A 13,637-nucleotide genomic window follows, 5' to 3' on the forward strand; every position below is an offset into this window, starting at 1 on the left:
GACGCCCCTGATGCAGCAGGCGGTCCCCTACCGCCGGGCTGCACCCGGATCACCCCAGACCTGCTGCCTCTGGTGGACCTGACCCAGGCACAGGTCGATCGGATCGTTGCCGGCGTTGAAGGGGGCGCGACCAACGTCCAGGACATCTACCCCTTGGCCCCGTTGCAGGAAGGCCTGTTTTTTCATTATCTCTTGCAGGACCAGGGCGATACCTACCTGCTGCACACCACCCTTGCGTTTGACCAGGAGACCGGCCTGGACGCATTCTGCGAAGCCTTGCAACGGGTCATCGACCGTCACGACATCCTGCGCACCGCCCTGGCCTGGGTAGACCTGGACCAACCGGTGCAGGTGGTCTGGCGCACCGCGCCGCTGCCGGTCGAGGTCCTGCGTATCACCCAGGACGATGCGTTGGCGCAGTTGCAAGCCCACACCGATCCCCGCCAGCTACGCCTGGACATCCGCCAGGCGCCGCTGCTGCGGGTGGTGAAGGCATTCGACGCCGCGCAGCAGCGCTGGCTGTTGCAGGTCTTGCACCATCACCTGGTACTGGACCACACCACCCTGGAGCGCATGGTCGAAGAAATCGTCCTGATTCAACAGGGCCGGAACAGTGCACTGAGGGAGCCCGTGCCGTTCCGCCGCTTCGTCGCCCACGCCCGGCGTAACCAGGACAGCGCCCGACAGCAGGCATTTTTCCAATCGATGCTGTCCGACGTCAGCGAACCCACGGCCCCGTTCGGGCTGCTCGATGTGCAGAACACCGGCGTCCTTGACGAAGTACGCGCGCCCCTCGAACCGGCGCTGGCGACAACCCTGCGCCAGGCGGCGCGTCAGCATCGGGTGGGTGTGGCGAGCCTCTTTCACTTGGCCATGGCGCTGGTGTTGGGCAAGGCCACAGGCCGCGCCGACGTCGTGTTCGGCACGGTGTTGCTGGGGCGGCTGCAAGGGGTGCAAGGTGCCGACCAGGCATTGGGCGTATTCATCAATACCCTGCCGCTGCGCATCGGTTTTGCACAGCGTTCGGTGGTCGACAGCCTGCAACACACCCATCAGGCGTTGTCGGCACTGCTCGAACACGAGCACACGCCATTGGCCCTGGCCCAACGTTGCAGCAGCGTGCCGTCCGGTACGCCGTTGTTCTGCGCCTTGCTCAATTTCCGTTACAGCCTGGAAGACACCCCGCACCAGCAGGTGGAGGGCATGCGCGTGCTGAGCAACGCCGAGCGCACCAACTATCCCTTCACCTTTTCGGTGGACGACCTGGGCCAAGGCTTCAGCCTGACTGCGCAGATTGCCGGTAAAGTGGGCGCGCAACGGGCCTGGAGCTTCATGCACTGTGCACTGGAGAGCCTTGTCGAAGCCTTGAATACCGATCCGCAGCGGCTTGCCCGTAGCCTCGATGTACTGCCGGTGCAAGAACGCCAGCAACTGGCGCGGTTCAACGCCACCCAGCGCGCTCTACCCGAGCGCGCCCTGCTGCACGAGCGCTTCGAAGCCCAGGCGCGCCTTACGCCAGGGGCGGTAGCGGTGCGTTGCAAGAACCGCGAGCTGACCTATGCCCAACTGGACCGCCAAGCCCGTCTCCTGGCCCGGCACCTGCAGGCACTCGGCGTCGGCCCCGACCAGCGAGTCGGCATCCATTTGCGCCGCAGCCCCGAACTGGTCGTCGCGCTGTTCGCTGTGCTCAAGGCCGGCGGTGCCTATGTTCCGCTGGACCCGGCGTACCCGGCCCAGCGCTTGGCCTACATGCTTGAGGACAGCGCCCCGCTGGCAATCCTGGCGATGAGCGATGCGCCGCTGACGCTGATCCTCGCCAGCGATTGCCAGCGCCTGAACGTCGACGAGGTGTTGCGCGGCGGCGATGCACCACAGGGTGACGCGCCGTTGGACACGGCGCTTGAGCCCCATCACCTGGCCTACATGATCTACACGTCCGGTTCCACCGGGCAGCCCAAGGGCGTGATGATCGAGCACCGCAACGCACGCAACTTCCTTGACTGGGCGCTGCGTAGCTTCAGTGCACAAACCCTCGAGCGCAGCCTGTTCAGCACCTCGATCAACTTCGACCTGTCGGTGTTCGAATGCTTTGCGCCGCTGTCCTGTGGCGGCACCCTGGAACTGGTGGACGACGCCCTCGCCTTGCTCGACCAACGCCCGGACCTGAGCCTGCTCAACACGGTGCCGTCGGCGCTCGACGCGCTGCTGCGCGCCGATGCTCTGGCGGCTTCGCTGGAGTGCGTCAACCTGGCCGGCGAGGCGTTGCCCCGGGCATTGGTGGAACGACTGTTCGCCGACAGCGCCGTGCGCCAGGTCAACAACCTCTACGGCCCGACCGAAACCACCGTCTATTCGACCTGGGTGTCGATGGACCGTGACCGGGGGTTCCAGCCGCACATCGGCCGACCCATCGACAATACTCAGGTGCATGTCCTCGACGAGGCCCTGCAACCATTGCCGGTGGGCGTGCCGGGCGAGCTGTACATCGGCGGTGCCGGCGTCGGGCGCGGTTACCATCGCCGTCCGGAGCTGACCCGGGAGCGTTTCCTGGCCGACCCGTTCAGCAGCGACCCGACGGCGCGGCTGTACCGCACGGGCGACCTGGGCTTTTGGGATGCCGAGGGGCAGCTCCATTACCTGGGACGCAACGACTTCCAGGTCAAGATCCGCGGTTTCCGCATCGAATTGGGGGAAGTCGAAGCGGCCTTGCTGGCCCTGCCCCAGGTCAGCGCCGCCGCGGTACTGGCGCTTGCGCGCGAGGGTCGCGAGCCGGCGTTGGTGGCCTACGCTGTGGCGGCCGAAGATCATGGACCGCTGGTCGCAACGGCCCTTCGTGATGCCCTGGCCGAGGTTTTGCCGGGTCACATGGTGCCGGCCCTGATCGTTGCGCTGGACACCCTGCCGTTGACGCCCAACGGCAAACTCGACCGCGCGGCCTTGCCGCGCCCCGGCGAAGACGCTTGGAGCACTCAGGCCTACGAGGCACCGCGCGGAGAACAGGAATGCCTCATGGCCGAAATCTGGTGCGACCTCTTGGGCGTGGCCCGGGTTGGCCGGCACGATGATTTCTTCGAGCTGGGCGGGCATTCGCTGCTGGCCGTGCAATGGGTTTCGCGGGTGCGCCAACGCCTGGGCCTTGAACTGCCCCTGGCCACCCTGTACGCGCACCCGAGCGTGGCCGGGCTGGCACCGCTGCTGGTCAACGCGGCACACAGCACCCTGACGGGCATTCCCGTATTGCCGCAGACAGCGGCGCGGCCCTTGTCATTCGCCCAACAGCGTCTCTGGTTCATCGCACGCCTGGACGCCCAGGCCAGCGCCGCCTATCACATCAGCGGTGCCCTGCGCTTGGACGGCGAGCTGGACGAAAACGCCCTGCGCAATGCCCTGGCACGTATCGTCGAGCGCCACGCGGTGCTGCGCGCGCGATTCATCGAACAGGACGGCGAGGTCCGGCAAGTCATCGACCCCACCCCGCGCTGGGATTTCGAACGGGTGGAGCTGGCCGAAGCCGCCGACTTGCAGCCCGCCATGGCCCACGAAGCGGCCCGTCCCTTCGATCTGAGCGAGGGCCCACTGCTGCGGGTGTGGTTGGCGCGCCTGGGTGCGCAACGCCACGTGCTGCACGTGACCTTGCACCACATCATCGCCGACGGCTGGTCCATCGGCGTGCTGATCGACGAACTCTCGGTGCTGTACAAAGCTTTCCATGGCAACGCACCGGACTCGCTCGCGCCCCTGGCCATTCAATACGCCGACTACGCCGCCTGGCAACGTGACTGGTTGGCCGGTGAGCGTGGTGCCAGGCAATTGGCCTACTGGCTCGAGCACCTGCGCGAGGCCCCGGAACGGGTCGATCTGCCCACCGACCGCCCGCGGCCGCCGCGCCAGGATTTCGCCGGCGCGCGGTTGGAGGTGGCCCTGGATGAGCCTACCGCTTCGGCGCTCAAGGCACTGGGCCGGCGCCACGGTACGTCGCTGTACATGACGCTGTTGGCCGCCTGGGCCGTGGTGGTGGCGCGCCTGTCCGGCCAGGCACGGGTGGTCATCGGCACCCCGGTCGCCAATCGCACCCGCAGTGAAGTGGAGCCGCTGATCGGCTTTTTCGTCAACACCCAGGCACTGTGTGTGGACCTGAGCGGCGCGCCGGAAGTCGGCCAGTTGCTGGCCCAGGTTCGTGAGCATGCCTTGCAGGCTCAAGCCCATCAGGACGTTCCGTTCGAGCACGTGGTCGAGGCGCTCAACCCGCCGCGTTCGTTGGCCCATACGCCGGTGTTCCAGCTGATGTTCGCCTGGCAGAACGCGCCCCGCAGCAGCCTGGACCTCGATGGTCTGAGCCTCACGCCCCTGTCCGGAGAGCAGACCACCGCGCCGTTCGATCTTTCCCTGGAACTCTACGAAGCCGAGGGACGGATCATCGGCGGGCTCAACTACGCCACTGCCCTGTACGACTGCGCCAGCGTCAGCCGGCATTGGTCTTACCTGATCCAAGTGCTGCGTCAGTTCATCGCCGACGATCGTCAGGCGGTCACGCACCTGGCACTGGTCGACGCCGACGAACGCCAGCGCCTGCTGCACCAGCTCAACCCGGCGCCGACCCCATTTCCCGAGGCGAGCTGGGTGCACCGCCCCTTCGAGCGTCAAGCGCTGCTGCGGCCTGACGCCATTGCCGTTGAACTGCATGGGCGCGGCTTGAGCTATGGGGAACTGGACCGCCAGGCCAACCACTTGGCCTGGGCAATGATCGACCAGGGCGCAGGGCCCGGCCAACGAGTGGCCATCCACCTGCCCCGTAGCCTGGAAATGGTGCTGGCCCTGGTCGCCACGCTCAAGACCGGGGCGGCCTACGTGCCGCTCGACCCCAGCCAGCCGATTGCCCGTCGGCAAGGCATCATCGACGATTGCCAACCCTGCCTGCTGCTGTGGGATATCGAGCACGTCGAGGCCTTGCAGACTGGCGAGGGCTGCCGCACGTTGTCCGTCCGCCTCTCGGCCACCGCGACACCCGCCCCCGCCGCACCACCGTTGGCGCAACCGAGCCCGGACGATCTGGCGTACGTCATGTACACCTCCGGTTCTACCGGCCTGCCCAAGGGTGTCGCCATGGGGCATCTGGCCCTGAGCAACCTGTTGACCTGGCAGGCTGGTCACGCGCTGCCTGGCGCCGCGCGCACCCTGCAATTCGCCGCGCTGGGCTTCGACGTGGCCTTCCAGGAGATGTTCTCCACCCTGGGCAGCGGCGGGACTTTGGTGCTGCTGGACGAAGCCCGGCGCCTGGACCTCGACGCCCTGCCGCAGTGGCTCTGCGATAACCGCATCGAGCGATTGTTCCTGCCGTACATTGCCCTGGCGGCACTGGCCGAGCGCTGGAGCGAAGCACCGCTGGCGTTGCCGGCGCTACGCGATGTGATCGTTGCCGGCGAAGCCCTGCGCATCACCGCAGCACTGCGCGCGTTTTTCCGCCAGCACCCCCAGGCCCGCCTGCACAATCACTACGGTCCGACCGAAACCCATGTGGTCTGTGCCCATACCCTGGGCGATGACCCCGAGCAATGGGCCGACGTACCGGTGATCGGCCGGCCGATCGCCAATACCCAGGTGTGCCTGCTGGACCCGCATGGCCAATGGGTGCCCCAGGGCGCGGTGGGTGAGTTGCATGTGGCGGGCCTGGCCCTGGCCCAAGGCTACCTGAATCGACCGGACCTGACCGCTGAACGCTTCATTGACCACCCTCTCGACCAACGCTGCGGAGCCCGCCTCTACAAAACCGGTGACCTGGCGCGCTGGACCGCTGAAGGCACCTTGCAATACCTGGGACGCAACGACTCGCAGGTCAAGATCCGCGGTTATCGGGTCGAGCTCGCCGAGGTGGAGAGTCGCCTCGATCAAGTGCCCGGCATTCGCGAATCGGTGGTCGTCGTGCAGCGGGACGAGCGTGGGGAACCCCGCCTGGTGGCTTACTTCAACGCGGCCCATGCGTTGTCGCCACTGGCGCTGCGTAGTCAGTTGAGCGAACGCCTGCCGGAATACATGGTGCCAGCCGCCTTCGTGCAACTGGCGAGCCTGCCGCTCACCGCCAATGGCAAGGTCGATCGCCTGCGCCTGCCGGCCCCAACGCCTGAATCGTTCGCCCAGACGCCCTACAGCGCGCCGCGGGGCGAACTGGAAATCGGCCTGGCGGCGATCTGGAGTGAACTGCTTGGCGTCGAGCCGATTGGCCGGGAGGATGACTTTTTCGCCCTCGGTGGGCATTCGCTGCTGGCGTTGCGCTTGCTCGCCCAGGTCCGCCATCGGTTGGGCCTGGAGGTGCCGCTCTCGGCGGTCTTCGCCCAGCCGCGCCTGCACGCCATGGCCACACTGCTTGGCAGTTCCGTCCACAACCGCCAGGCCCCGTTGCCGGAGGCTGATCGCAGTCAACCGCTGCCACTGTCGTTCGCCCAGCAGAACCTTTGGCTGATCCAGCAGCTCAATCCGGATTCGACAGCGGCCTTCAACATGCCCGCCGGTTTGCGCTTGCGCGGTCAGTTGGATGAAAACGCCCTGCGCCGGGCCCTTGACCGCATCGTGGCGCGCCATGAAAGCCTGCGCACGCGCTTTGTCAGCCTGTCCGGACAAGCGCGACAAGTCATCGACCCGCCCGCCGCGTTGCCGCTGGTCAGCCTGGACCTGAGCACAGGCGGCGCGACGGAGTGGCAAGCCCATTGCGCCGAAGAAGCCGGTCGCCCCTTCGATCTCACCGTCCAATGGCCGGTCCGTGCCCGCCTGCTGCGTCTGGAGGCCGACGACCACATCCTGCTGGTAACCGTGCACCACCTGGTCTCGGACGGCTGGTCCATGGGGGTGCTCACCGACGAGTTCTCCCAGCTCTACCGGGCCTTCAGCCAGGGCCGGGACGATCCGTTGCCGGCACTGACGCACCAGTACGGCGACTACACCCTGTGGCAACGCCAATGGCTGCAAGGCGATGAATTGCAGCGCCAGCGTTCCTACTGGACCGCACACCTGGGCGCCGCACCGACCTGCGTCACCTTGCCCACTGACCGGCCACGCCCACCGCGCCTGGATTACGCGGGTGCCAGCTTGCCGGTGCACATCGACGCAGAGCTGACCCAGGGTCTCAAGACCTTGAGCCAGCGCCATGGAGTGACCTTGTACATGACCTTGCTGGCCGCCTGGTCCGTGGTGGTCAGTCGTTTCTCGGGCCAAGCCCAGGTGGTCATTGGCTCCCCCATCGCCAACCGCGCCCGGGTCGAGCTGGAACCGCTGATCGGCTTCTTCGTCAACTTCCAGGCCCTGTGCATCGACCTGGACGAAGGGCCGCGGGTCGACGCGCTGCTGACCCAGGTCAGGGCGCTCGCCCTCGCCGCCCAGGACCATCAGGACTTGCCCTTCGAGCAGGTCATCGAAGCACTCAACCCGCCGCGGTCACAGGCCCATAACGCGGTTTTCCAATTGATGCTGGCCTGGCAGAACGCGCCCCGTGGGGAGCTTGACCTGGGCAACGGCTTGCAGTTGGAAAGCGTTGGCGCGCCCGTGACCACGGCCAAGTTCGACCTGGCGCTGGACGTCCATGAGGCCGGCGGCGTGATCCAGGGCGGCTTCAACTACGCCACCGCGCTATTCGATGCCGCCACCGTGGCGCGTCATTGGCATGCTCTGCTGTCGGTGCTGCGGGCCATGGTCGCCGACGATCAGCAGACCGTGGCCACCATCGACTTGCTCAGCCCGGCTGAACGCCAGCAGTTGCTCGACGGTTTCAACCCCGTCGCCCCCCTGGCGCCGGCATCGGGCGAACGCCTGCACCAGCGTTTCGAGGCCCAGGCTGCGCACCGAGGCGACGCCATTGCACTCCAGTACGGCACGCAGACCCTCACTTATCGGGCCCTCAACCAACGCGCCAACCGCCTGGCTCATCGTCTTCGGGAGCTGGGTGTCGGCCCGGAAAGCCGCGTGGCGATCCACGCCGAGCGCGGCTTGGACATGCTCGTGGGCATCCTGGCGAGCTTCAAGGCCGGCGGCGCCTATGTGCCGCTGGACCCGGTCTATCCCGCGCAACGCTTGAACTTCATCCTCGGCGACAGTAGCCCCCGAGTGGTACTGACCCTCGGGACACTACCGCCAGCGCTGCAGGTGCCCGCCGCCTGCACGATCCTGTCCCTGGACCCACATCGCGGCAACTGGAGCGAACAGCCTGGGACAGATCTGCCGGCCGATCCTCAGGCCAGTGATACCGACCTGGCGTACATCATTTACACCTCCGGCTCCACCGGCGTGCCCAAGGGCGTCATGGTCGAACACCGCGCGGTGCTAAGGCTGTTCAGCGCTACCGAAGGCTGGTTCGGGTTCAACGAGCGGGACGTCTGGACGCTGTTTCATTCCTTCGCGTTCGACTTCTCGGTCTGGGAAATCTGGGGCGCGCTGCTGCATGGCGGCCGGCTGGTGGTGGTGCCGTATTTGACCTCACGCAGCCCGCAAGACTTCTACGACCTGCTGGTAGACACCGGCGTCACAGTCCTCAACCAAACCCCCAGCGCCTTCTATGCCTGGATGAAGCAGACCCGCGCCGCCCCCCATCGCCTGCGCTGCATTGTGTTCGGTGGTGAAGCCCTCGACGGCGCCGCACTACGGCCCTGGTTCGCACGGCCGGACAGCCACCGTACACAACTGGTGAACATGTACGGCATTACCGAGACCACGGTGCACGTCACCTATCAAGCGATCGAAGCCGCCGACTGCACCTCCGACGCCGGACTGGTGCCCATCGGCCGGCCGATCCCGGATCTGCGCATCTACTTGCTCGATGAACATGGCGAGTTGGTACCCCAGGGTGTGGTCGGTGAGATCCATGTTGCCGGGCCTGGCCTTGCCCGGGGTTACCTGAACCGACCGGCCCTGGATGCCGAACGCTTCCGGCCTGCGCGGTTTGCCGGGAGTCGCGGCGAGCGGCTCTACAAGACCGGCGACCTGGCCCGCTGGACCGCCGACGGCCGGTTGCAGTACCTGGGTCGTAACGACCAGCAGGTCAAAGTGCGCGGCTTTCGCATAGAACTGGGAGAAATCGAAGCGCGCCTCGTGGCGCTGGACGGTATACGCTCGGCCGTGGTAGTGGCGCGTCAGGACGAGCCAGGGGATCCGCGCCTGGTCGCTTACCTGCTGGCCGAGTCGGGTGGCGATCTGGCACCGGGGACGCTGCGCGCTGCTCTGGCCGAACAGCTGCCAGCGCACATGCTGCCCGGCGCCTATGTCCAGGTGCAAGAATGGCCGCTGACGGCCAACGGCAAACTGGATCGGCGTGCCTTGCCGGCGCCGGACCACCAGGCTCTGCAGCAACGCCCCTACACTCCGCCGCGCGGTGCCACGGAAACCTGTCTGGCGCAGCTGTGGTCGCAGTTGCTGGGGGTTGAGCAGGTCGGCCGTGAAGATAACTTCTTTGCCCTCGGCGGACACTCGTTGCTGCTGGTGCAACTGCTCGACGGCCTGCGCGCGCAAGGCATGGACGTTACCGTGGGTGCGCTGTTCAACGCCGAGGACCTGGCTGCACTGGCCCGTCAGGTGGTGGCGCGGGATACCGCTGACTCTCAGGGCCTGCTGTGTATTCGTCCGGGCAGCGGTCGCCAGCCGCCCTTGTTTTTCATCCACGAGGGCACAGGCGAGGCGCTACCGTATGAACGGTTAGCCCGCCACCTGGATCCGGAACTCGGTGTCTACGCCGTGCAGGCCGCGGCCGAGTTGGAAGACGACATCGACAACCCAACCCTCGCCAAACGCTACATCACGCTGTTGCGCACTGTTCAGCCCGACGGTCCTTATCGGCTGGCGGGCTGGTCGGCCGGCGGTGTGCTGGCCTATGAAATGGCGCGCCAACTGCTGGGCGAGGATGAAAAAGTGGCGTTCCTCGGGCTGATCGACAGCAGTCAGCCAGGGGCATTGCGGGCACCGGTGTTGCCCTTCAGTCTCGACGAAAGCGATCTGCGTCAGCAATTGCTTGGCTACCTGGCCACCCAACAGGCCGATGACGACCGGGAGGCAACCTGGCACCGCGGCCTGGACCTCGACGCCGTGCTCGCCACGGCGCGCACCCGAGGTTGGTTGCCGCCGGCCTTTGATCGTTTGGCACTGATCCGCCGGGCGCGCCTGAACCTGACTCTGCGCAACGCGATGGTCCGCTACCGGCCGGCGCCACTGGGCTTGCCTGTGTATCTGTTCAGCGCGGTTTCGGCGCGTCCAGAGTTGATCGGTGCCCGGGATCTGGGCGCCGACTGGCGAGCGCTGCCGGGGGCGGATGTGGTGGAACAGCGGGTCGCAGGCGATCACTGGTCGATCATGCGCGATCCGACGCATCTGCAGGGGCTGGCGGCCGCCCTGGAGCGGGCACTGGCACAGAGCGAGGCGCATCCGCTTCAACCTGTCGCCAGCCGTGCCAGCCTGACGTTACAAACCGGCTCGCCCACTGCGCCCTGCCTGTTCATGGTGCCGGGCGCGGGCGCCAACGTGAGCAGTTTCGTGCCTTTGGTGCGCCAGTTGGATGGGCGGTTGACGGTGATCGGGCTGCAAGCCCGTGGCCTCGATGGCCGCAGCGAACCCCATGGGTCGGTGCAGGCGGCGGCCCGCGCCTATGTGCGGGAAATCCGTGCCCAAGTGCCACAGGGTCCCTACTACCTGCTGGGACATTCGTTCGGTGGCTGGCTGGCCCTTGAAATCGCCCGTCAGTTGCAGGCGAGCGGTGCGCAGGTGGCACCGGTGCTGCTGATCGACAGCCGTGTACCGGGCAAGCGCATGACCCGCGACACCCGCGAGGCCTTGGGGCGCTACGTGGCGTTGCTGGAACTCGACGCCGGATGCAGCCTGGAGCTTGACCTGGACACCCTGGCGAATCAGGAGCCGGAAGAACAATGCGCCACGTTGCTGGAACGCATGCAGGTTGTCGGTCTGATGCCGACACAGGCCAGGCCCGCGTCACTGCTCGGCCCGCTGCGGGTGTTCCAGGCCAACCTGGCGACCGACTACCAGCCGACGCCGGCCTACCCGGGCCCCGTGGTACTGCTGCAGGCCGAGCACGGCCGTGAACCACCCTCTTCGGTCGAACAGCACTGGGATGCCTTCGCCCTGGACTGCCAGCAATGCGTGATCGCCGACTGCGACCACTTGTCGATCCTCAAGGCACGAGCAGCACCCACCCTGGCCGCGCACCTGCGCCACCACTGGCCCGCGCTGGAGGCGCCGTTATCCCGTGAAGATTGACGCAGGCTCACGCACATCCGCTCCCCGAACTGGGCGCGACCTTGCTCACGGAGCGGGTACTCAGCCGCTATTGCGGTCAGGCTCGCTCCCACAAGGGGCCCGGGCGATCCGGCTCTGGCTGTGGGCCTGGCTCGGCCAGGTCGCTTCGACCCTGGGATCGGCCCTCGCGGCTTTCAGCCTGGGCATCTGGTTGTTGCAGCAACAGGCCAGTGTCACCGACTACGCCTGGGTCATCGCCTTGTCGGCTTTGCCCGGCCTGCTCCTGGCACCGCTGACCGGCTGGCTGGTGGACCGTTGCGAGGCGCGGGCGATTCTGCTCGGTGTCGAAGGCTGCAGTGGCCTCGCCGCGCTGGTGCTGTGGTGGTTGTTCGACCAAGGGGCATTGGATCGCGGCCAGGTGTATGCCTTTGCCGCGATCAACTCCAGTGCGCTGGTGGTGCGCATGCTGGTCTGCCAGGCGGCGATCCCGCGCTTGCTGCACAGCCCTCGCGCCATCGGACGGGCCAATGGCCTGATGCAATTGATGGTTGGCTTGCCGCAGCTGCTCGCGCCGACCCTGGCGGCACTGCTGCTGGATGGCATTGGCGTTCCCGGGGTGCTGTTGCTGGATGTGGGCGCGGTACTGTTTTCCGCTGGCATCCTGACTTGGCTGGCGGTGGTCGCTTCGGCGCTGCGCGTCAGTGGCACCGGCCGCGCAGCGCCCACCGTTGGCCCGCCGAGCGCACTGGCCGTGCTGCGCGGCCGTCCGGCTTTGTGGGCACTGTTAGGCTACCTGGCGTTGGAACACCTGATGCTCGGCCTGGCCTCGGCGCTGTTGTCACCGTTGGTGATGGAGCGCCATTCGGTGCTGATGCTGGGCACTGTGATGACCTGCGGCGGCCTGGGCATGCTCGCCGGCTCGTTGTGGGTGGTGGCCAGGCCACCCGCCCGGCTGATCCGCACCGTATTGCTCGCGGATCTGTTGCTGGGCGCCAGCGTGCTAGGCATCGGCATCAGCGACTCCCCAGTGCTGCTGTACGCAGCGGCTTTCGTTGCGTTTGGCTGCTTCTCGCTGAGCACCAGCAGCGACCAGAGCTTCTGGCAGCGCAGCCTGCCTGCCGAAGTGCTGGGACGCGTCCTGTCGACGCGGCAGATGGTTTGCCTTTTGGCGATGCCAATCGGAGCATTGGGCGCCGGCACCCTGGCGGACACTTGGGCGATCCCGCTGTTGAGTGCCCCTGGCGACTGGAAAGCTACACTCGCCCCGGTACTGGGTAGCGGCAAGATCGGCGGTCTGAGCTTGCTGTTTGCCATCGCTGGTTTTTTGTATGTGCTGCTGGCTTGTCTCGGTCTGCTGATCAAGCCGCTACGACGGCTGGCACCGGGATGGGCGGGAGCACCTGCGCCGTTTGTGCCAGACGTGGAACCTTGTTGAATCCAGGCTCTGTTTGAAAAGTCTTGAGACGAAGGTCAGGAACAGTCCGCAGGTTCAACTCGACGTAAGCGCATCCTGCTTCGACGTAAAGAAACGAGCAAACAACTCGGACTGTGACTTGATGTTCAATTTCGAGTAGATATTGCGACGGTGCACTTTTATCGTTTCGGCTGACAGGGAAAGTTTACCCGCGACTTCCTTATTGGAAAAACCACTCAGCAATAATTTGAGCACATCATTCTCCCGCGTAGTCAACGGCGTGCCGAGTGAGGACATTGTCTCCGGCCATGGGGCTGGCGCGGTAAAATCCTTCGCGACGTCAACCTCGAAATTCATGCGCTGATGCATGAGTGCCGTCACCCAGGGCTTGATAAGATCAAGCGTGGTTATCTGCTCCTGACTGAAGCGGATATGACTTCCAAAAGAAACGCACAAGGTTCTTTCCGCATCGAGCCTGACGTTGTATTGCGCCTCATCCACCGAAATATACTGTTCAAAATACTGATGGTAATACTCCGTCTCGAGAAAGTGCTCAGGTGCGACATCGAGCATATGAAAGAAGCCGCTTTGAGGGTCCTCTCGATCAGCTATGTAGAACGGATCCAGCATGTAAAGTCCCTTCACATAGCGATGGATAAACGCATCGACTTCTTCTGTGTCGGCTACTTCAGGAAGGCTGACAACTTGCACTTGATGATTGCTGAAGATCAGTACAACCCAGTTGTCGACCTGCACGTATTCATTCAACAAACGAACAAGTGAGCTCCAGAATTCTGGACGGTTCAATCGCATGATCAATTGTCCAATCGATCGATGCCAAGCCAGGCTATGGAGGTCGAGAGGCATTTTCTACCCCTTTTGGGTTAGGGATTCGTCGGGCGCGGATAAGTATTCGTAGGTATTTACTCTCCGTCAATGCCCGGTATATTCGCTACCGGGTTACGAGGACCATGAGGGCCCTCGTCTTGACAAGGATAGTTGT

The 13,637-nt window shown here is 65.4% G+C and carries 2 protein-coding genes and 2 pseudogenes; 3 read left to right on the plus strand and 1 reads right to left on the minus strand.

Annotated elements, in window-relative coordinates; all coding sequences use genetic code 11:
• Positions 1 to 54 precede the first annotated feature (54 nt).
• From LCU97_RS26730 to LCU97_RS05670, 3 genes and pseudogenes are all read left to right on the plus strand, one after another.
• Positions 55 to 9,537 (plus strand): annotated as a pseudogene (locus LCU97_RS26730) (amino acid adenylation domain-containing protein); the annotation flags it as partial.
• 96 nt (positions 9,538 to 9,633) lie between these two features.
• Positions 9,634 to 11,241: pseudogene (locus LCU97_RS26735) on the plus strand (thioesterase domain-containing protein); the annotation flags it as partial.
• Positions 11,242 to 11,311: 70 nt separating this feature from the next.
• Positions 11,312 to 12,655, plus strand: a complete 1,344-nt coding sequence (locus LCU97_RS05670; protein WP_232775805.1) for an MFS transporter — start codon at positions 11,312 to 11,314, stop codon at positions 12,653 to 12,655.
• A 54-nt stretch (positions 12,656 to 12,709) separates the two neighbouring features.
• Here LCU97_RS05670 and LCU97_RS05675 read toward each other — a convergent pair whose 3' ends face one another.
• Positions 12,710 to 13,501 (minus strand): helix-turn-helix transcriptional regulator, encoded by a 792-nt coding sequence (locus LCU97_RS05675; RefSeq protein WP_053156495.1) that lies wholly within the window; start codon positions 13,499 to 13,501, stop codon positions 12,710 to 12,712.
• Positions 13,502 to 13,637: the final 136 nt, after the last annotated feature.

Origin of the sequence: Pseudomonas uvaldensis (assembly GCF_021271205.1) — a bacterium.
GTDB classification, from domain to species: Bacteria; Pseudomonadota; Gammaproteobacteria; order Pseudomonadales; family Pseudomonadaceae; genus Aquipseudomonas; species Aquipseudomonas uvaldensis.